8 protein-coding genes are annotated in these 23,633 nt (G+C 53.1%); 7 read left to right on the forward strand and 1 reads right to left on the reverse strand.

From position 1 onward, the window contains the following. Positions 1-963 precede the first annotated feature (963 nt). Both GX364_05660 and GX364_05665 read left to right on the forward strand, forming a co-directional pair. A complete protein-coding gene (locus GX364_05660) occupies positions 964-7,965 on the forward strand; it encodes a hypothetical protein (GenBank protein ID NLI70327.1) in 7,002 nt (2,333 codons plus the stop codon). A gap of 1,315 nt (positions 7,966-9,280) precedes the next feature. Continuing rightward, positions 9,281-12,265, forward strand: a complete 2,985-nt coding sequence (locus tag GX364_05665) for a hypothetical protein (GenBank protein NLI70328.1) — start codon at positions 9,281-9,283, stop codon at positions 12,263-12,265. A 107-nt stretch (positions 12,266-12,372) separates the two neighbouring features. Here the strand turns inward: GX364_05665 and GX364_05670 are convergent, their stop codons facing one another. Then, positions 12,373-13,029, reverse strand: coding sequence for a hypothetical protein (locus GX364_05670; protein ID NLI70329.1), 657 nt, complete (start codon positions 13,027-13,029; stop codon positions 12,373-12,375). Between the two features lie 464 nt (positions 13,030-13,493). Here GX364_05670 and GX364_05675 point away from each other — a divergent pair, with 464 nt between their 5' ends. The 5 genes from GX364_05675 (at position 13,494) to GX364_05695 (ending at position 23,324) form a co-directional block, all read left to right on the forward strand. After that, complete coding sequence (locus GX364_05675; protein ID NLI70330.1) at positions 13,494-16,001, forward strand: DNA internalization-related competence protein ComEC/Rec2; 2,508 nt, start codon at positions 13,494-13,496, stop codon at positions 15,999-16,001. A gap of 77 nt (positions 16,002-16,078) precedes the next feature. After that, positions 16,079-17,347 carry a glycosyltransferase family 4 protein gene (locus tag GX364_05680; GenBank protein ID NLI70331.1) on the forward strand — a complete coding sequence of 423 codons (1,269 nt, stop codon included), beginning with the start codon at positions 16,079-16,081 and terminating at the stop codon, positions 17,345-17,347. An 87-nt stretch (positions 17,348-17,434) separates the two neighbouring features. Then, positions 17,435-19,909 (forward strand): NTP transferase domain-containing protein, encoded by a 2,475-nt coding sequence (locus tag GX364_05685; GenBank protein ID NLI70332.1) that lies wholly within the window; start codon positions 17,435-17,437, stop codon positions 19,907-19,909. A 950-nt stretch (positions 19,910-20,859) separates the two neighbouring features. After that, positions 20,860-21,873: an endonuclease/exonuclease/phosphatase family protein gene (locus GX364_05690; protein ID NLI70333.1), complete on the forward strand. Its 1,014-nt coding sequence runs from the start codon at positions 20,860-20,862 to the stop codon at positions 21,871-21,873. 74 nt (positions 21,874-21,947) lie between these two features. Beyond that, a complete protein-coding gene (locus GX364_05695; protein NLI70334.1) occupies positions 21,948-23,324 on the forward strand; it encodes an amino acid permease in 1,377 nt (458 codons plus the stop codon). Positions 23,325-23,633: the final 309 nt, after the last annotated feature.

Below are 23,633 nucleotides of genomic sequence, written 5' to 3' on the forward strand. Positions count from 1 at the left end.
ATATTTTCGCATACCCACAAAAGATAGCTAAAACCGCCTGATGAATCCCCTCCTCGTACACACCTTACCATTGCTATAAACTGGTTCCTAGGTTTCAGTCTTTTCCCCGTACGGATATGTTGGCGTCAGCGACATAGAGTGAATGGTTGCCATAGCCGGTGAAGGCGAGGAAGCGAAACGGGACTGCCGACGTGATGTGGACAGTGCATTGCCTGTCCATTCTGAGAGAGCCCTGTTTTTTGGGGCGACCGAAGAATCCCCTTCTCATACATACCCCACCACCGCTATAAGCTGTTTCCTGTTTTCCCCTGGCCAAGTCGCCCAGCCAACATAAAAAAAAAGAATAAGAAAAAGTGGGCGGCCAAGAAAATCCTCATCGATACCACTTACTCACGGAGGGAAACTGATTCCTGGGTTTTATCTTTTCGCTTACTCACAAAAAGATAGCTGCAGCCGCTTGAAGAATCCCCTCCTCGAACACCACTTAACACCCCCAGAAGAAAAAGTACAACCTGTCAGATTCCTCGCGGCGCTATTTTTTCACTCCGGTGTTATCGTTTCTACATCATTTTTCTCTGTAGATTCATGTTGGTGTTCTTGTTAAACACCGCTTGCTCGGAATGACAGGGGGGGAAGAGAGAGCCTCAGTCAACTGAAGAATCCCCTCCTCGAACAAACCCTACTACCGGCATAAACCGGTTCCCGTTTAATCTTTCCCGTCCCCGATATGTTGGTGGAAGAAAAGCATTCACCGACAAAAAAAAGAGATTCTTTGCCGCACCCGTAATGACAATAGGGGGGCCATGTATTGGCGCAAGCAAAATTTGAAAATTCCATGCAGTTTCAGGGAATTGAAGGGAATCAAATTTTCATGTCGAAATCAATAGGGCAGGGCGCTCATTAATAATGCCCATTAAAAATTTATGATTCAATCAATTTCAAATAATTTAAGGAGATGATAAAATGTCGCGCTTCAAAAATTTGATGATGATTTCCCTGGTGGCCTTGCTGGTACTCTGTTTTTCGGGAGTATCCGAAGTAGTATTTGCTGTTGATGGTGATGATGCAACGGAAACGTATTTCGGAGATGTCAATGCGGATGATGACATAAATGTCAGCGATGCCATAGCCGTTCTCAGGCATATCGTGAGCCTGGCCCCGTTTGATAAAGAAGAACTGAAAGACAATGAGGCCTGGCAGAGAGCGGATGTAAATCTGGATGGTGATGTCGATGTCTCCGATGCCATCATGATCTTGAGATACATAGTTGGTCTGATCAAAGAGTTTGGACCTGCGGGATCCACAGCGACGGTTCATACGGAGACGGCTTTCCTCCATGCTCTGGATTTCGATCATGTGAAAACCGTCAAACTGGGTCGGGATATTACCCCCGCTAAAAATCTGGAGATAGAACGAAATCTGACACTGGACGGGGATGACCATGCCCTTCGGGGGGAAGTTGTTGTGGGTTCGGAAGTCACAAGTTTTACGGCCGAAAATATCGAAATCGATACCCTGACCCTCAACGGCGGCGGAACCGATTCCGTGAACCTGATGGGTGCCGTTATCAACATTCTTAACGTCAATGTCGATGTTAGTATCGAGATTGATAAAGACAGTACTATCACACAAATATGGGTAGCCAAAGGAGCCGCCCCCTCTTTTGGCGGGGAAGGATTGCCCGATGATATTGATATCTATTATGTGGTAACCTTTGTTGTAAAGGACAGTAGAGATAATACCCCTGTGCCGGGAGCCGAAATCGATGTAAGAATTTTTGTAGACGGTGAGGCAGAAGAGGTGACGACACTTACCACCGACAATAATGGAGTCGCCGAGGACCATTTCGTCGAGGGCCAGTACGATTATTTTGTAACCCCCCCCGTTGATAAAAATTTAAGAGACAAGAAAGCGCCATTTCAAGTAATTGGTGAGGAAAAAGTAGTAGAGGTTGATTTGCAACCTGCGTTTGGAGATCCTGAATATTTGGAAATAATCGTTCATCCTTCGGAGACCGTGGCCGGCGAAGCCATTGACCCTGCTCCCGCGGTGCAGGTCTGTGACGAGTTCGGCAACTCCGTAGAAGAAGCGGGTATAGAGGTGACGGTAACCCTGGACGGGGGCGATTTTGCCTCCGGTAGCGATACGGAGACAACTGTTACTGATACTAACGGCAAGGCTGAATTCAACGATCTGGTGATCGAGAAAGCCGACACCGGCTACGAACTTACCTTCAGTGCGGAAGATCTCGATGATGCCGTCTCGGAACCGTTCGATGTAATCGCTGCCGGTATTGATGGTGATGAGTCATCGGTCGAACTCATTTCCGACGAAACGGTGGAGGCCGGCGAAGACAATATTGAACTTCTACTTGCCCTGAAAGATGAGTACGATAATCCCATCAGCGGCACTTTTCATGTCGTGATCGGGGGAAGTATGCCGTTCTGGGAAGAGGATGTTGAGTTTTCGGCAGATGGTGAAGCTACAGTATTCTCGGAATGGCTCTATACGTGTACTGCTTATTTTCCGGTTGAAGTTGGAGGAATAGGAATCGGCGGTTTTGACGTTACCGTTGTTGCCGCTGCGCCGGCAAGTTTTGCTCTTGACGTCGATTTTGACGACGCGGAAGACCTGACATTTGCTTTCACCGGCTTCAAGGATAGATTTGGAAACAGGATCGATGACCCGGATATAGACCCGGAGGAATCAAACATCACGCTGGTGGCGAACGATGAGAGCCTTGATATTTCCGTTTCGCTGGCTGATCTGCCTGATTTTGCTGTTGATGGGGGAACGATGACCGTAACCGTGGAGGCGGGGGATATCCTTTCCCTGGCCGGCGGGGCAGGTTATTTTGATGGGCTCGATCTGAATGTTCATACTACGGTGGATACAGAACTATCCGGTGATGGATGGGAGATCATGCTATCGGATATTGCGGATCTGCCGGAATTCCCCGTTGAGGATCTGAATGATTTCTTCGTGGCCATGGTGGATGACGACCTGCTTCCGCTTGAAGATGCCATGGACAATGATATAAATCTGCTGCAGCTGTATTGGGATGGGCAGCCGCGCAACTTTTACAATGCCTGTGCTGCTTACGATGCAGCCAACGGTATCTATGAGGTACTGGAAAGGGTAGTTCTGGAGGATACGCTCGAAACACAGCGCGAATATCTTGAGTGGGTTGGAGACTCTCTGCAAGCCGTGGAAGGCATGCTCGCTCAAGAATATCGTATAATCGAAGCTCGAAAAGCGGTCATGCCTCATGAGGGTGGGGAGGTAACTCCCGTTACCATATCTGCGGCCAGAGATGAAATCGCCGCTTTTGAAGATGCCTACGGCGATTTGCAGATAAACGCGGCTACCGACGAGCACCGCGATGGGATCATCAACGATACCAAAGAACAGGTTAGTTTTCAGATGAACGTCTCCTTCGGCGTCATCGGTGCATCGGGGGTGGAACCCGGTGGTTTTCACATCGAGGCTCCATGGCTGGACGACACCGGCGATAAAGTTGATCATTTCAACATATCCAATTTTCATCCTTTCCATGTTTTATCAGGGGATCCCCCTGATGATGTAAATCTTGAATGGGATGGAGACGAGGAAGCATATTACTTGCGCGCCCTGTTCGATGAAGGAACACCGGGAACGGGAAGAATAGAGGTCTGGCTGCAGGCTGCCGGAGCGGCGGATGAACTTGCCCGTTACTTCGAGGTGGACAGGGAAATACAGTTGCAAGGCAGTTACGATCCTTCCGGGAAGATCACCATGGGCCCGCTGCCTCTGGAGAAATGCCCGGTAGATGGAGCCCGGAATGTCAGGGTGGATAGCGAGATAAAGGTAACTTATGATATGCGCATAAATTTTGTAACAGACGGCAGCGGGATCATGATGGAATATTTTGATCCCGTTACGGATAACTGGGAGCCGATGACGGTAACCGGCCTTATCAACAACGAGGTTCTGTTCATAGAACCTCATGAAGGGTTGGATTTTGGCACGGATTATCGTGTGCTGATCCCGTATGGTACGGTAGAAAGCGCGGAGACAGAGCTCCCATCCACCCAGGAAGTTTCCTGGGGTTTCAGCACCGAGATGGCCATGGATATCGATCCGCTGGAGATTTATGTGCGTTCATTTGAAGACGGAGGCCCTGGGGATGTTGAATTCAATCAGACTTTCACGTTGACGCTCAATTGCGGGGATTTCAATGAGGAACTTTCCGAAAGCGATTTTGCACTGGGCGGCATCTTTGCTGAATGGGGCGATGCGTCGCTGGACATTGCATCTGCAGAACGTGACCAGGAAGATGCCAATCTGGCTCGGGTGACGGTGGAAGGATACCTCAATATACGTCCCGAAGAATGGGGCGGGTTTGATTGGGATGATGACGGTCATTATGCCACGGGCACGATCATCGCCCTGGCAAGCGGACATGATTATGACGACGGTGATGTTTCGGCCGCGGTTGCTCTGCGAGAGGAACTCGACCCGATCTGGATCAATCCGGGACATCTGCACGTCCCCGTTTACGATGAGAGTGGGCCCGATGTTGCGATCAACGAACAATTCAGGGTGGGTCTTGGTTTCGGAACCTTTGTTGAAAACCTGGATGAAAGTGATTTTGCACTGGGCGGCATCTTCGCCGATGGCGAGGGTTACGCCGCGTTGCAGGTGGAGAATGTCAAGATCGATATCGTCAACCCCTCCGTGGCCTCGTTCACCCTCACCGGGACACTGAACATCAGCGAGGAACAGTGGCATCAGTTCTGGGATCAATGGCATCAGGACCCCGTGGGCACCATCACCCTGCTGGCTTCCGGCCACAGCGGCGATGAAGATCTCATTGCCAGCGTCTGGGTCTCTCAGCCGCCTGACCCGCTGCGTGCGCATCCCGATCGTATCTTTGTTCCCGTATATGACGGCGAAAACGATGTTTCCATCGACGAAACCTTTGAACTGGAACTGGGAGATGGGGAATTCAATGATCAAATCGGGCCGGCGGATCTTTCTTTGGGAGGCATCTTCACCGACGGGAGTTACGATGCGGATCTGGCAATCGACTCCGTGGACATCATCGAACCCCACCGCCTCTCGTTCACCCTCAGCGGGACACTGAACATCAGCGAGGAACAGTGGCATCAGTTCTGGGGCCAGTGGCATCAGGACCCCGAGGGTACCATCACGTTATCGCCTTCGGGCTATACCGGTGATGCCCCCCTCACTGCCCGCATCTGGGTCTCTCCGCCGCCTGACCCGCTGCGTGCGCATCCGGATCATATCTTTGTTCCCGTATATGACGGCGAAAACGATGTATCCATCGATGAAACCTTTGAACTGGAACTGGGAGATGGGGAATTCGATAGCCAGGTCGGGCCGGAGGATCTTTCTTTGGGCGGCATCTTCACCGACGGGAGTTACGATGCGGATCTGGCAATCGGCTCCGTGGACATCATCGAACCCTATCGCCTCTCGTTCACCCTCAGCGGGACACTGAACATCAGTCAGGAACAGTGGTATGAGCTGTGGAATCAATGGCATCAGGACCCCGAGGGCACCATCACCCTGCTGGCTTCCGGCCACAGCGGCGATGAAGATCTCACCGCCCGCGTCCGGGTCTCTCCGCCGCCTGACCCGCTGCGTGCAAATCCCGATCGTATCTTTGTTCCCGTATATGACGGCGAAAACGATGTTTTCATCGACGAAACCTTTGAACTGGAACTGGGAGATGGGGAATTCGATAGCCAGGTCGGGCCGGAGGATCTTTCTTTGGGCGGTATCTTCGCCGATGGCGAGGGTTACGATGCGGATCTGGAAATCGGCTCCGTGAACATCATCGACCCCTATCGCCTCTCGTTCACCCTCAGCGGGAAACTGAACATCAGCGAGGAACAGTGGCATGAGCTCTGGGATCAATTGCATCAAGACCCCGAGGGCACTATCACCCTGCTGGCTTCCGGCCACAGCGGCGACGAAGATCTCACTGCCAGCGTCTGGGTCTCTCCGCCGCCTGACCCGCTGCGTGCGTTTGACGACCATATTTGGGTAGATGTCTATGATGGTGAAAACGACGTGTTCTTCAATAGAACCTTTGAACTGGAGCTGGGATATAGTGAATTCGATGATCTTCAGCTGACGGACATTTTGCTTGGCGGTGTGTTCGAGGGTCTTGATGTAAAAGAAATCATACCCGATCATGATCCGAGCCGTGTCCGGGTTGTTATTGAAGGAAACCTCAATATCAGCCAAGATGAATGGCTGGATCACTGGGGTTCAGGCGGAAAGAAATACAAGGTTGCTACTGTAACCGTGGTTGCCGACGGGCATACGGGCGAAGGTGATCTTCTTGCCGAAATCCGTGTATTCTCGCAAGATCTGGATCGCCCGGCTTTCAGCGTTAATCCGGTGGAAAACCGGATCTGGGGGCATAACTGGCTACCCAATGAGACGCTTGACATCAGAATTGGCCCCGAGAATGAACCACAATATCAGGAAACCTTGAACACCGACGACTGGGGTTTCTTCCACCTGGATGATGAGGGATTGGATATCGAAGTCGGGGATATTGTTACCATTACCGGTACGAAAATAACGAAAGTTCATGTGGTGACTGCCCTGGAAGTTGATCTGGTGGATGTCGATAACGACATCATTTCCGGCACCGCCGCACCGGGCATTATCGTGCGTGTGGACATCTATGCCGAAGAGGGGCCCGGTTCCAGCCGTATGGTCATCGCTGATGAGGAAGGCAACTGGGTTGCTGACTTTTCGCAAGATGTCGGAGAAGAGCCCTGGGATAGAGCCCATGATATTGAGCCCGGAGACCGGGGCAGTGTTTGCCAACCCGATGAAGATGATGATTGTACCTGCATCGATTGGTTCGTGCCGGATCCGTTCCTGGAGGTAACCATCAACCATGGCCCGATCGAAGGCCGTGATTGGCCTGCCAACACCGAGATCAACGTGATCATAACCGACGAAGAGGAAAATGAAAAATTCAAGAACGATTACGAGACTGACAACCATGGTAATTTTCATATAGGACAATGGGATCTGGAAGGAGTGGAGATCTTACCCGGTTACACGATAACCGCTGAAGGCGGCGGCTGCAGGGTGGAGTTCGAGACCTCCTTCATCGAAGTAACCGATCCCAACGTGGAAGATGACACGATATCTGGCCAGGCCGGACCCGGGGAATGGGTGGAGGTCATTGTCTTTGTTGATGATCGGCCCTTTCACGAATATCCACGTCGCAACGTGCAGGCGAACCAGAATGGTGACTGGCTGGCCGACTTCTCCGTCAGGGAGGGAGAGGGCGATGAATTGTGGGCAGAACCCTTTGACCTTGAAGAGGGGGATGATGGCTGTGCAGTGTTGAGGGATGAAGACCGGAACGCGACTATATTCAACTGGTGGATTCCCAGCCCGTTCCTCGAGGTAACCATCAACCATGCCCAGATCAAAGGTCATGATTGGCCTGCCTACACCGAGATCAACGTGATCATAACCGACGGTGAGGAAAATGAAATATACGAAAATGTTTTCGAGACTGGCGACGGTGGTGATTTTGAATTAAAAGCCGGGGATCTGGAAGAAGTGGAGATCTTACCCGGTTACACGATAACCGCTGAAGGTGGCGGCTGCAGGGTGGAGTACGAGATCTCCTTCATCGAAGTAACCGATACCGACGTGGAAGATGACACGATATCTGGCAAGGCTGGACCCGGGGAATGGGTGGAGGTCATTGTCTTTGTTGGAGAGCGGCCCTTTCACGAATTTCCACGTCGCAACGTGCAGGCGAACCAGAATGGTGACTGGCTGGCCAACTTCTCCGTCAGCGGGGGAGAGGGCGGTGAAGTGTGGGCAGAGCCCTTCGACCTTGAAGAGGGGAATCATGGCATTGCATTGTTGATAGATGAAAAACGTAACATGACTGTATTCCACTGGGAGGCCCATTAGATCCATGATATGCAGTTTCCCCTGCCGGGGATTTCCTTGTTGGTCTAGCTGGCCTGTCGGTGAGGGGAAGATCAAAGCCAGTTGCATAAACGGAAGGCATGGATAGCGAGATGGCTGCCGGAGCTCCGCCCGGCAGCCATCCTGTGTTACTCTGCAACGACCCCTTCTTGAAGTTTCATATTCCTTCAGACCGGCCCTCGGCATCATCATGTCCATGCCGCTGACGCCAACATATCGGTACGGGGAAAGATAGAAGCCTAGGAACCAGTTTATGGCGATGGTAAGGTGTTTACGAGAAGGGGATTCTTCGGTCGCCCTGAAAAACAGGGCTCCCTCAGAATGACAGGTAGTACTGCATCTTTTCCCTACGATGGGTAATGAGGAATGCTTTTACGTTGTCATTCAGAGCAAGCGGTGTTTTGCGTTATGCAGGCGTTGGGTTTCGGGTAAACGGTTGCAAGAATGCCGGCCCCCAGTTGGCAAGGATAGCGTAGCGTGGAATCTCGGGCGATAGGGAAGCGTTGTGCTTGCCCGTGACGGTGCTGACATTGCAACATTTTACTCCAGCCGTCAGGGCTTTTACGTTGTCATTCAGAGCAAGCGGTGTTCTGCAAGTATGAAGGCGTTATGTTCGGGGGATGGTGATGCAGAAACGCGGGACTTTTTCGGTGGGCATAGCGCAGCGTGGAATCTGACAGGTAGGGCGTTTTCTTTCTCTGGCAGCAGGGTAAGGAGTATATGAGGAGGGGATTCTTCGGTCGCCCCAAAAGCAGGGCTCCCTCAGAATGGACAGGCAATGCACTGTCACATCACGTCGGCAGTCCCGTTTCGCTTCCTCGCCTTCACCGGCTATGGCAACCACTCACTCCATGTCGCTGACGCCAACATATCCGTACGGGGAAAAGACAGAAGCCTAGGAACCAGTTTATGGCGATGGTAAGGTGTTTACGAGAAGGGGATTTTTCGGTCGCCCTGAAGAACAGGGCTCCCTCAGAATGACAGGTAGTACTGCATCTTTTCCCTACGATGGGTAATGAGGAATGCTTTTACGTTGTCATTCAGAGCAAGCGGCGTTTAACAAGAACACCAACATGAAGCTATAGAGAATAATGATGTAGAAACGGTAACACCGGAATAAAAAAATAGCGCCGCGAGGAATCTCGGGCAAGGGCAAACATGTCGGGTAGCAGCCTGCTTGTTATTTTTGCTTTTATAAAGGATTATCAGCCCCAAAATAGAATAATGAAGGTAAACCGGAATCATATCCGGTAGTTTTGTATATCTAAAAATCACTTGTATCTGGAGGGATCTGACCGTGAAATATAATATCGGTAAAATAGCCCTGATGTTGCTTGTTATCCTGCTGTTTTGCGGGCAGGGCGCTATTGCAGGAGCGGCGTCCACAGATAGCTGCCTCTCGCCGACGGAAGGGGGGGAAACAATTCCTCACGACAACCCCCCGGTTTATTTCGGAGATTTGAATAACAATGGCCGTATCGAGATACAGGATGCCGTAATGATCTTGCGACATATAGTTAAATTATATCTTCAGGATGACCAGGATTTTTTACAGAGGGCGGATGTAAATCTTGATGGGGTTATAAATGTCAGGGATGCGATCATGGTTTTGCGGATGGCGGCAAATTTGATCCCGGATTTTATCCCGGTTGATCCGGCCCTCGTCTCGACGGAGATGGCACTCCGCCAGGTAGTGGAAAGAACGACTGTAAAAGAAATCAATATAAACGGCCGGATCATTCTGGGTGAAAGCCTGTTGGTTGAACGGGGTGTTGCCATCGGCACCCTGCTCGTCAATGTCAACCCCGATGGAGGCGGCGGGGTGAAAATCTCGGGGACGCTCGGCGAACCGGGCAGTGTTTTCAATCTTGTATCCATTCCGGCGCAACGCTACATGTTTACCGGGTGGACTTCGGGGCAGGAATTTATCAGCATGGAAAAAAGCATCGACTTCACGATGCCGGCAGAGGATACGGAGATCACCGCCCATTTTTTGCTGCTCACTTACAATCTGGGGGCATCCTCTTCGCCACCGGAAGGCGGAGCGGTCGAGGGATGTGGACGGTATGAAGAAGGGGCGACACCCACCCTGAAGGCATTGCCTGCCGAAGGTTTTGTTTTTATCGGGTGGGCCGTGGAGGAAGAAATAATATCCAGGGATGCAACGATGGAATACACCATGCCCGCCGGGGATGTTCATTTTGTGGCCGTCTTTTTTCCGGAACATCTTGTACCCGTGGCATCCGCCGGGGAGCTTGATCAGATCCGTGAAAGGGGGCCCGGGATCTTCGGTGCCGGTACCATCTATGAAGGTGAATATGAAGGCGGCCTGGACAAGCATTACCTGCAGTGTGCCGACATAGATCTGGGGATGGCACCCTACAATGAAGGAGATGGTTGGGAACCCATCGGCGGCTTCTATGATGAACACTATCAGGAGTTCACCCATCCCTTCACGGGTTCCTATCACGGCAACGGATACAGGATCAAGAACCTGACGATTGACAATGACGATGAGGGGGTCGCCGGATTGTTCGGCTATGTTGCTTCCGATTCTGTTCTGACGGAGATCATCCTCGAGGACGTGGATGTAAACGGGGGCCTGGCCGCCGCTGCTCTGGCCGGGTACAACAAAGGCAAGATCAGCAACTGTCATGCCGCGGGGCAGATTTCGGGTCTGATCAAAGTAGGCGGCCTGGTGGGCTACAATGCTTCCGATGGGGAGATAGACGCCAGCCATGTCGAGGCTTCCGTGCGGCAATCATGGGCAGGGGATCCCGGGGAATTTGAAGCCGAGATGTATGGAACCGGCGGCCTTGTTGGTTCAAATGAAGGTGCCATCAACGACAGTTCTGCCGATGGTGAAGTTGTTGCCCCGATATTTGTGGGCGGCCTGGTGGGTTACAATGAAGGGTGGATCGGGGACAGTTCCTCCTCTGCTACAGTTGCCGAAATAGACACCGACAATTGTTTTGTTCTTACCGGAGCCGGCGGCCTGGCCGGGGCTAACAGTGGAACCATTTTGAGGAGCCATGCCCGCGGCACGGAGATCAGCGGTTACAAGATGGTCGGCGGCCTGGTGGGTGTAAACGTTGGCAGTATCAACGCCTGCCATGCCGGTTTTGAATCTGCGGAAAACGGCATGACCAGGGTCACGGGAGTTCACGATGTCGGTGGCCTGGTCGGTGCCAATCTGGGTTTTGGCGGGATTGTACGGCGCTGTTATGCTACCGCGGAGGTCATCGGCACCGATAATACCTTTGAATTCCTGAATAACCTGCTGAACCCGGGGGAAATAATTTTTGACGGGAGCGTGGAATCCCTTCCTGTCATCGCACCCCAGGGGCTTTATGATGGGCAATACCTGGACATTCCCGGTGTCGGTGGCCTGGCCGGCCTGGTTATCGGTGGCCAGGTTTCCGATTACAGTTATGCTGAAGGACTCGTGACCGGTGGTGTGATCGCCGGTGGGCTTGTGGGATCGAATATCAATGGTGACATTGCAGACTGCTGGAGCCATGCTGATGTCCACGGCCCGTATTATGTAGGGGGGTTCGCGGGGATCCATTGGTTCAGCGAGATCTACTGCAGCAGTGCATCGGGCCGAGTGGTGGGAACCGATCCGCAGATCCCGTTGAACTATGATGATTATCCCCCCGAGCTGGCCATGATGCTGGGAGGCCGTGCCGGTGGTTTTGTCGCCGGCAACATCGGCGAAATTTCCTGTAGCTCCGCGCAAGGTGAAGTCCGCGGGTACGAGGTTGTCGGTGGCATGGTTGCCATCAATATCGGCAGTATAGAGGAGTGTTTTTCCTGTGGAGATGTGACAAATACGGACTGTGAAACCGAAGGTTACTTCGCGGCAACGGGCGGGCTTGTGGGGGTGAATGGCAATAATGTCGCTGACAGTTACTCTTTCAGCCACGTCGAAGGGGACAGCACAACCGGCGGCCTGATAGGTCACCATTTCATGGGGACGGTTGAAAATTGCTATGCTGCCGGAGCGGTGGAAGGCCTTGAAAATCTGGGCGGGCTCATCGGCCTGGCGGAGGATTCGGGAGAGAGTGTGGAAAACAGTTACTATGACCGGGATACAACCGGGCTGGAGATTTCAGCCGGCGGGGAGGGGCGTTCCACTGTAGAGATGACCCCCCCCTACCCCTACGATCCGGAAGAGATTTACCCCGGATGGGATTTTATCTCCATCTGGGATAACGATCCTGCCCGGAATGGCGGTTATCCGTTCCTCCGTTGTTCCGAAATGATTCCCGATTTTCTTTGAGAGTAGAGAAGCAGGGATTACCCGATAACAGGTAATCGGCCCCCCCTTCAATAGAAGGGAGGGCCCCATTTTTTTGATGGTTTCTAGTCTGCCGCCCGATCCCGTTATCAGTACATCAGGTTGAGAAAACCAAAACCGATTATATTCAGGATGATGGGGATCAGGTATACGAAGGAGACGAAAGTAACTTTTTGCCTGACGTTTTTCAGGTCAATTACAATCGCCGCTCCGGCAAAGAAATAAAAATAACCGATGATCAGTATCAACCAGATACCTTTGAAGGAGAGTTCCCACCAGGGGTATTCCCAGACGAGGTGGCCGCCGATGTTCAGCAGGCATTCAACAAAAACAGCAATGAGGGTACCGACAATGGCGTAAAACCATTTTTCCCTGAGCCCCAGTATTTTCTCGTCCCTTTTTTCGGACATCAGATAATAGTAAACAAAACCGGCCAGGGAGAACATGAAGATGATCTCGATATTCCAGCCCACAAACACCCTGAAAGCCGTGGGTCCGGGGGTTGTCCAGAAAGCGGAATACCCAGTCAGGGCCATTACCCAGCCGTTCCAGGTTTCATTGAGAAAATCCAGTCCAAGGACCGTGAGCGCCGCAAAAATTGGATCCCAGTTACCGGTCCTTCTGGCTTTGTTGATTTCCTGCGAGTAGATATAGAATACAACCAGCAGCAGGGGGATGATATACCACTTGATCGTGGCAAGATCCCTCAATCCTTCCAGGGCTTGAACCGTTGCTTCCGTCATCATTGATTCCTCCTTCCTGTGTTTGACGAGGATCCGATGCCCGGCTTTGCCGGTTGCCCGATTTCGGGCTGATCTCATCCTGGTAATTAGTTATTAACCAGGCCGGATCAGTTTATTCCCCGTTTCCGAATTTCACTCTTTCCCGGTACGGCGTGCCGTGAGTCCGCGGTTTTCCCCGGAACGATCATGAACAGCATATTGAAAAGAACAGACTGAATATCGACACCATATCCCATCCCTGCAATCATTTTATGGACAGGGAACAGGGAGGCCATACCGTGGAATGGTCGCGGAATGCCAATCCCCGATCCTGCATCCCGTTGATCGCCCTGCTGTGATTCCCGGGACTCAACACCCCTTGCTTGAGGGGGCCAATTACAATAAAATAACAACTATGTTACTATATTCCTGAAGAGTCCGGTTCATGCCACGGCTCATTCTTGCAACATGGGTGGTGGAGAAAAAAGATGATGACCCGTCCCCTGGTGACCATTGCCCTTTCTTATATTTGTGGAATAATAACGGCTTCGTTGCTGCTGGAAGATCCCCCGGGGGTTTGCCTGCTGCTCTCGATTTTCATGGTCGTCATCGTGGGGGCTTATCTCTGGCGGATGATCCCCGTTCCCCTCTTCATGATGGCAGTGATTCTGGTGGTTTTCCTGACCGGTGCGGCTGCATTCTGGCTGGCCGCGGCCCCACCCGATGACGGCCTTGCTGCCCATCGTGGCCTTCCCGTCACCGTGGAGGGTATCATCGTGGAAGAGCCATGCCGGGAGGAGGGATACACCACTTACCGGTTCCGCCCGGAGCTGCTGGTGACAGATGAGGGGGAACAGCGTGCAGGAGGTTATCTGCTAATCCGGATCTATGATGGCAAGGATGGGACGGTCTACCGTTATGGTGAACGGCTGCGCCTGGAAGGAGAGATTGTAGAGCCGAAAGGGAGACGCAACCCCGGCGGTTTTGATTACCGCTTTTACTTGCGTGCGCAGGGGGTAGACCTGTTGATGTATCTGCAGCCCCGCCAGGTCACTTTTCTGGGGGAGGGGACTCCCAACCGCCTGGCAAAGGCCGCTTTTACCTTACGTTCCCGCATGATTGCGGGGCTTGAAAGCAACCTCCCCTCTCCCCAGGCCGAGCTGCTTGAAGCCATCCTTTTCGGTCGGCGCGAAAGCCTGCCCGCGGATGTGGAGGAAAATTTCAGACGTTCCGGCACCAATCATCTCATGGCCGTCTCCGGCCTGCACGTGGGCCTTGTGGCCGCATTGATCCTTGGACTCTGGCGGCTGATAAAATTGAAACCCGGGGGGCCGCTGGCCGTTCTCCTCTCCATCATTCTGATCTTTGGATATGCCTACCTGACAGGGATGAGGCCTGCCGCCTTGCGGGCAGCGGTGATGCTGAGCATGGGGTTTGCGGCTCTGCTTCTCGGCAGGGAGAAAGATTTTCCCTCGGCAGTTGCCCTGGCCGCTCTCATCACCCTCGTTTACAACCCGTTGCTGCTTTTCACCGTGGGGTTCCAGCTGTCCTACGTGGCCACCCTGGCGCTCTATTACCTCTATCCCATTCTTTACCGTGAAATTTTTTTTCGCATTCCGTTTGGCATCGGGCAGCTCGCGGCGGTTACCCTTGCCGCCCAGATCGGCGTTCTTTTCCTGGGAGCATATTATTTTGGTCAACTTCCGCTGGCGGCCCTGTTTTTCAACATTCTGATGTTGCCGGTGATGGCCCTGGTAGTCGGCTTCGGCATCGTTGGCGGCCTGACCTATCTGTTCTGGCCTTTTCTATCTTCCATCCTCCTTTCCGCCAATCTGCCCCTGCTGACATATATCCTGCGTGTCTCGTACCTGGCCGAGGCTCCCTGGGTGAATATCGAGGTCAGGCCGGGATTGCCGTTCTTGCTACTGTATTATCTGGGCCTGGCCCTGCTGGTCAAAGCTTATGGCCATCATCTCCGTCTGGTAGGTGAGATTCCTGAAACTGCCGGGGGCGGGAAGATGGAAAATACTCTGAATATGGCCGTGATCGGAAGATATCTTTCCAGCATTGTGTCCCGTTGTAAAAGGAGCTTCGGTGGGCGGGAAACCGGCCGCATTGTCATCATCATCCTTCTGATTGTTACCCTGCTGGTCTGGACGGGGATTTTTATCAATCCCTCCATGCCCGGCTTGACCGTCCATTTTGTCGACGTCGGCCAGGGAGCCGCCGCCCTTCTTGAAACTTCCCGCGGCTTCACCATGCTGATCGATGGAGGCGGGGAACCGGCTTACACGGACCCATCCCGCAAGGGACAGATCGGAGAAAAAGTTCTGTTGCCTTTTTTGCGCCACAGGGGAGTTAAAAAAATAGATCTTCTGGTCGTCACTCACCCCCATGAAGATCATTTTGGCGGCCTTTTTGCCGTGGTCGATAGTCTGCCTCTCGGAGATGTCCTGGTGTCTCCCGTGCCGGGGGAATCCGCTTATTACGAACAATTCCTGGAACTTGTGCGGGAAAAGGGCCTGGAGCCGCGGGAAATACATGTCGGCGCTTCATGGAATCCCTGCAAGGGACTGTTCATGGAGGTTGTCTCCCCTCCGCAGCAGCTTTTCAGCGGTACCGGCTGCGACCTGAACAACAATTCCATCGTTCTGCGCGCCACCTATGGGGAGGTTTCCTTTCTTTTTACCGGAGACATCGAGGGAGAAGCGGTGACGGACCTGCTCGCCTCGGGTATGGACATATCGGCCCGGGTGCTTCAGTACCCACATCACGGAGGCAACCTTGAACCTGCAGTTCCTTTCCTGAAAAAGGTCTCGCCCCAGGTGGCGATCATCCAGGTCGGCAGGAATTCCTTCGGCCATCCCCACCCCGCCACGATAAAGGCCCTCGAGGAATCGGGAGTGATCACGTACCGCAATGACATCCATGGTGCCGTGATCATACGGACTGATGGACGCTCGCTCTGGCAGAAGACGATGCTTGAAGCCGGGTAACGGGCGGGGGTTAATAGTTTGTTATTTTCAGGGTAATAATAGAAACTGTACGATTCAAATCAGGGAGGTAGTTTCCAATGCAAATACTGATGCTTTCCTGGGAATTCCCCCCGTTTTCCGTGGGGGGGCTTTCCCAGCATGTCTATGAACTTTCCCGGGCGATGGCCGGGGAGGGGATGAACGTGGAGGTGATCACCACGGCTTCGTCTTCACCTTCGGCGGAGATCGTTGATGGAGTTATCGTGCATCGTGTTGAACCGTACCCCGGAAGGCAACTGAACTTCATAACCTGGGTTCAGCAGCTCAATCTGGCCATGCTGGAAAAAGGGGTGTCCCTGAACAACCGCACCGGTGGATTTGATATCATTCATGCCCACGATTGGCTTGCGGCATATGCCGGCCGCGGGCTCAAGAACATCTACCATCTTCCCCTGATCGCCACCATCCATGCTACCGAACATGGGCGCAACGGAGGACTCTTCACCGAGGAACAGAAATACATCGGTGAAGTCGAATGGCAATTGATATATGACTCCTGGAAAACAATATGCTGCAGCCAGTACATGGAAGAGGAACTGGCGACCGTATTTCAGACTCCCCGTGACAAGATCGAGATCATCCCCAACGGCGTGAGCCCGGAATCCTTTCAAATTTCAAGCCCGGACAACTCCATCCGTGAACGTTTTGCTCCGCACGGCGAGAAGATAATATTTTATGTGGGGCGCCTCGTCCAGGAAAAGGGCGTTCAGGTTTTGCTGAGAGCGCTTCCACTGGTACGGGAGCAATGCCCCGATGCCAGGGTGGTCATCGCCGGAACCGGGCCGTACGAGGAGGAGTTGCAACGCCAGGCGGCCATCCAGGGATTGGATCAGCATGTAATCTTTGCCGGTTATATCGATGATTATACGCGCAACCAGCTCTATCACTGGTCCACGGCTGCTGTCTTCCCCAGCTTTTACGAGCCGTTTGGCATCGTCGCCCTGGAAGCCATGGCCGCCGGTACCCCGGTGGTTGTGGGTGATGTGGGCGGGTTCCGGGAGACCGTGAAACATGGTGAAAATGGACTCAAGGCAGTTCCCGGCGACCCCGCTTCGCTGGCCCGGCAAATCGGGACATTGCTCTCCTCCCCGGATCTGGCCGAAAAACTTGCCCGGAAAGCTCTTTTTGATCTCCATCACCAATTTTCCTGGAAAAGCATTGCCCGGGACACCATCGCTGTTTACCGTGAGGTGATATCCACGCCGGAAGCCCGTATCTGGAAAGAAGAATTGAAAAAAAGTAAAAAGGATGAATATGTGAAGACTTCCTTGAATGCTTCCGTTCATGAAAGTAAAGCCGGGCGGTGAATAATTTGCCCTGTAATACCCAACCTAATGATGGATACACAACTGCCACTGCCAGAGCAGTATATCAAACCGAAGGTGTGATTATCTTTGAAAGCAATAGTGATGGCCGGAGGCAGCGGATCCCGCCTGCGCCCGCTAACCTGTGCCCTTCCCAAGCCCATGGTGCCGGTCATGAATCGGCCATTGATGGAATACACACTGGAACTCCTTTATCTGCATGGATTCAGGGAGGTGGCGGCCACCCTCCAGTATCTGCCCGGTGAAATTGAAGATGCGCTGGGAGATGGGAGCCGATTCGGGCTCAACATGCATTACTATATTGAAGAAGAACCGCTTGGCACCGCCGGCAGTGTCAAGAATGCCGCAGCTTTTCTTGACGAAACCTTCATGGTCATCAGTGGCGATGCGCTGACAGATTTTGACCTCTCAGCCGCGGTAGAATTTCATCACCGCAAGGGGGCCATGGCCACTTTGATTCTTACATCCGTGAACACCCCCCTTGAATATGGTATCGTCATCACTGCCGATGATGGACGCATCACCAGGTTCGTGGAAAAACCGGGGTGGGGTGAGGTGTTCAGCGATACGGCCAACACGGGAATCTATATCCTGGAACCCGAAGTCCTCGATCTGATTGAACCGGGAAAAATGTTTGACTTCAGCAAGGATCTTTTTCCCATCTTGCTGGAACGCAAGGAACCTCTGTTTGGTTGTGTTCTGCCCGGATACTGGTGTGATATCGGCAATCTGGAACAGTACAGCCAGGCCCATCGGGATATCCTGGGGGGCAAGGTTGCCCTTCGCCTGGCCGCCCGGGAAGCGGAGAAAGGGGTCTGGCTGGAAGAGGGGGTTCTGCTGCATCCCCATGCAAAAATCGTTCCTCCTGTCTATATTGGCAGGGATAGCGTGATCGAGGCCCGGGCATCCGTTCAGGAATCGATCTTCGGCTCCGGGAATTTCATCGGGGAGCAGGCCTCGGCGAAGAGATGTATTGCCTGGAACGGGGTCAGCCTGGGGAAGAAAAGCGTGGTAAGGGGGGCCATCCTCTGCAGTTCCGTTCACCTCGAGCCCTCGGTTCAGGTCTACGAGGGCGCGGTCATCGGCAAGAGAAGCACGGTTGAAGAAGGTGCGGTGATCAAACCCGAGGTGAAAATATGGCCGGAAAAACGGGTTGAAAACGGCAGCACTCTCCGGGAAAACCTTATCTGGGGAACCAGGGGACTGCGGAGTTTGTTCGGCTTTGACGGCGTCCGCGGTGAGATAAATCACAAATTTTTCCCCGAATCGGCCGCCAGGCTCGGGGCTGCCTTTGCATCGTTTCTTGAAGGAGGCAGTATCGCCATCGGAGGCGATGCCTACGGAGCCACGCACATGTTCAAACAGGCTTTGTCAGCCGGGATTGCTTCCGCGGGGGCAGAAGTTTTTGATCTCGGTGAGACAATTATCCCCATTCTGCGCCGCCAGATCGTGGAAATGGGAATCGGCGGGGGCGTCTTTGTCCGCTTTGCCGACACCGACCCCCCGGTAATACTGTTCAAGTTCATGGATGGCAGGGGCCTGGATCTTTCCCGCGGGGAGGAAAGAAATGTAGAACAACTTTATTTCCGTGACGATTTTCCGCGTTGTTCGGGCATCTCCATCAAGAAACCCGCGCGTCTGCCCGATCCTCTGCCGCAATATCGGAAGGGGATACTGAAAAGAGTGGATCGGGAAAGCATCGGTCGGACCGGGTTTCGTATCGTGATCGGTTACTCCCCGCCGCTTGTCGAGAGGGCTCTTTTTCCCCTGCTCCGGGAACTGCGTTGCCGGGTAATTTCTCTGAATCCCAACGTGCCGCTTCATGAGGAACCGTGCTCGTTGGAGGCGCTCCGCCACTACCGGCAGGAAGTGGCCACGGCTGTGAGGCAGATATCGGCTACCCTGGGGGTAATCTTTGATCCCGGTGCCGAGGAAATGATGTTGTTCGATGAACGAGGCCGTGTCGTGGAAGGAGAACTTTACAAGGCTCTCATTTCGCTGCTTCTTTTCCGCATGCGCAAGGGGGAAACCGTGGCTGTTCCGGTCAATGCTTCGGGGGTCATCGAAAAACTTGCGGCCCGCTATCAGGGGAAGGTATTGCGCACGCGCACCGCCCCTTCATACCAGATGAATGCGCTGCAGCAGGAAAAAGGCCAACATCTTGAAGGGTTTTCCTCTCTTTCGCTGAATCTGGACTGTATCGGTGCTCTTGTTTACCTTCTTGAATTCATGGCTCTCCAGGAAACCAACCTTTCCACACTGCTCACGGAGATACCGGACATATACCTGCTGGAGAAACAGGTTCCCTGTCCATGGGAGGAGAAAGGCCGCGTCATGCGCATGCTCATAGAAGAAACCGCCGGCAAGAGGACCGAGATGATCGATGGCCTGAAGGTTCATCATCCCGAGGGATGGGCACTGGTTCTGCCGCATCCGGAAAAACCCGCCTACAATATTTACGGTGAGGGATTCGACGAGGAGATATCCGCCTCGCTCACCGATCTCTATGCCCGCAAAGTTGACCGTCTGATCAGAAAACCCTGATCCTGTTTTCCTTCGTTGGAACAAGACATTTTCACCCTCAGCATTGCCATAATCACCGGAGAAACTCACGCTACATCACTAGCGCATTCGTAAAGCGCACTGTATTCCATCGCCCGAGATTCCTCGCGGCGCTATCCTTACCGACCAGGGGGCGATTTTCCTGCTAGCATTGTATAACAGCATAACGCCTGCGAACTGCAAAAGACCGCTTGCTCGGAATGACAGGGGGGAGGTCGCCGCAGGCGAGCGAAGAATCCCCTCCTCGTAAACACTTTACCATCGCCATAAACTGGTTCCTAGGCTTCTGTTTTTCCCCCGTACGGATATGTTGGCGTCAGCGACATGGAGTGAATGGCTGCCATAGCCGGTGAAGGCGAGGAAGCGAAACGGGATTGCCGACGTGATGTGACAGTGTAGTACCTGTCATTCTGAGGGAGCCCTGTTTTTTGGGGCGACCGAAGAATCCCCTCCTCGTACATACCCCACCACTGCCATAAGCTGGTTCCTGTTTTCCCCTGGCCAAGTCGCCAAGCCAACATATAAAAAAAGAAAAAGCAAACGTAGGCGGTCGAGAAAACCCTTGTTAATACCACTTACTCAGGGGAGGGAAACTGATTCCTAGGTTTTATATTTTCGCATACCCACAAAAGAGAGCTTCAGTTCCTGAAGAATCCCCTCCTCGTATACACCTTACCATCGCCATAAACTGGTTCCTGGCTTTTATCTTTTCCCCGTACAGGTATATTGACGGCAGCGGCACAGAGTAAGCACCCATGAACGGCCCGGTCGCCAAGCCAACATATAAAAAATATTTTATCTTTTCCCGGTACGGCATATCGGCAAAAGCGGATGGCAGCTTGAAGGGTTTTTGATCTGCTATAATGTATAGTAACAGGAAACAGATGGTGGCAAAAAAAAGTTCTGGCGACAACTCTGCAAGGAGGGATAACATGTTCAAGAAAGTGGCGAAGGGGCTGCTGGTTGTTCTTCTGCTACTGGCATTGGTGGGGGTGGTGGCTTACGGGGTCATCTATGCCGGGATCCCCTTGACGGAGAACCCGGTCATGGGGATGGACAGTCTGGCAGTACCCGAGCACATCCAGGAAGAAGACACCGGCATCAAGGTGATGAGTTACAACATCAGGCTTATCACCAGAGAAAGCGACGTGGCGCATTACTGGACCAATCGCCGGGAACATATGGTTGATTTGATAAAAAATTATGATGCCGACATTATCGGTTTTCAGGAGGTAACTCACCCCCAGTACAGGTACCTGATCGAGCAGTTGGGCGATGAATATGATCATTACGGGCTCTACCGTTCCGGCCTGAACAGGGAAAGAGGAAACATAATTATCGGAGATCCGGATCCCGAACCAACCTTGCTGAACATGCTACGAATTTCAATCGTGGACGAGGGCTCTCCAATATTCTACAGGAAGTCCCGTTTCGAGCTGCTGAACTATGACACGTTCTGGCTGCGGGAAAATCCGATGAAACCGGGGCGGGGTTGGGACGCCCGTATCAAGAGAATATGTTCCACGGTTGAATTGCGGGATCATTACACCGGGCGCATCCTTACCATCTACAATACCCATTTTGACCACATTGGCGAGCAGGCCAGGCAGAACAGTGCCCTTCTCATCAATGAAATTTCTGAACAGGCGCAGGGCACGCCCATCGTTATGGGTGATTTCAATGCCCCCGAAGGCAGTGTCGTTTACAATACCCTGATTTCCCGCTCCCTGGCGGACGCCAAATATCTGAGCCCCGCGGACCTGCGGGACAGTGGCCGGACCTACAACGGTTACGGAAAAGCGGATGACGATCATCCCATTGATTTTATCTTTACCGATGAAAGTTCTTTCCGGGCAAGCAGTTATCGTATCATCACCGATATGCACACCGGTAGCATTTATATCTCGGACCATTTTCCGCTTCTGGTTGAACTGGAATATCAATAGGCGGGGTTGCCGGGATGTAGAAACAATACCGGAAACAAAGGCGGCGGAGTGACTGCAGAAAAGGGGGAATAGTGATGACAGGAAAAAGTGAATTCGGATTGAAACGGGTACTTGGTTTATGGGAAGTGGTTGCCATAGCTATCGGTCAAACTATCGGGGCGGGGATATTTGTCATGACCGGCATGGCCACCGGCCACACCGGGCCATCGGTGCCCCTGGCTTATCTTCTGGCCGCCATTCCCGTTATTTTCATGATGCTTCCGCTGGCCATGCTCGGTTCCGCCCTGCCCACCACCGGGGGCAATTACAAGTATGCCAGCCGCCTTTTCTCGCCGCGGGCGGCCTTCCTTGGCGTATGGGGGTTCATGGGCGGTACACTGGTGGGTGCTTTTCCCCTCTGGGCCCTCAGCGGGGCGCGATATCTTCAGGCTGTTTTCGAACTGCCTGCCGTTCCAACGGCGGTGGCGATCATGACCATCTTGCTGCTGGTAAATCTGTTTGGCATCACCGCAGCGGCTGTCTTGCAGGCCATATTCGTGGCAATATTGCTCCTCTCCCTTCTTCTGTTCGGCCTGATCGGCTTTCCCCATATCGATCCGGCCAACTTCACCCCGTTTTTACCCCATGGGGCCTATGGCCTTCTGGTTGCTACCTGCCTGCTTACCTTTACTCACCTCGGGGCAAATGCGATTATCGAGCTCGGCGGTGAGATAAAGCAGCCCGGGCGGGTTATTCCGCGGGCGTTCATGATCTCCATCCCCACGGTTGCCCTGCTCTACTTGCTGGTTGCAATCACGGCGGCAGGGGTGTTGCCGTGGACGGCTACAGCCGGAGAACCGCTCACGGTGGCGGCTGCCGCTTTCATGAACAAACCCATGTTCAATTTCTTTGTTTTCGGCGGCGGAATGCTGGCGATCATCACCACGCTCAACGCCGGTTTCATGTGGGGCACCAAGTCGCTCCTGGTGATGGCGGCGGACGGTCTTTTTCCGCGTGCCCTCACTGCAGTGAACCGCCGTTTTGGAACCCCGCACTGGTTCTTGCTCATGATCTACGTCATTACCTGCGGATCGATCATCATTTTCGGTGAAGAGTACCTGGAAGCATTCAGCGCCCTCGGCTCCATCGGGGGGATGATCATCTTTCTGCCGGTTATGGGTGCGGCCATACTGCTGCCGCGCCGTGCACCCGAAGCTTATGCGGACAGCCCCTTCAAATTGAAGGGTTTCTGGCTGTATTCGGTACCGGCCCTGGGGATACTGCTGACCATCCTGGCCATCGGTATGTTGCTGGTCGATCTATGGTCCAAGCCCATCGGCATCATCTTCTGCTATCTTTTTATCGTCTGGCTGATCATGGGGTTTATTTTTTACGAATGGCGCAGGCGGGTGCTGCGCAAACAAGGCCTGGAGCCAACTTCCAGGACCATTCGTGGCAAAGATTTTCACTGATTTTGCCACCGCCATAAGCAAGTTTGTTTCGTAACGGGGCAGTGCCGGAGTATTCGGGGGCAATATCATTCGCACCTTGCAACTCTTCCCCTTTTTGTTCCCCCCCGTTCTCCGCCTGCCTTCTTGCTCTTTACTGTGGCCTGGCATCTGCGGGCACCGTCAAGGCAGGGTGGGCAGTCCCGGCAGGATGATGGCACCTCCAATTCAAGGCAGAACGTCCGCCCGCCTGGCCGCCGGATAAATTTTTCCGGCAATGTTGCAGCGGCACACATACCTCGCTTGACCAACTTGACATTTCGGGAAGGCAAA

The organism is Bacillota bacterium (assembly GCA_012518215.1).
Lineage (GTDB): Bacteria > Bacillota > Dethiobacteria > DTU022 > PWGO01 > JAAYSV01.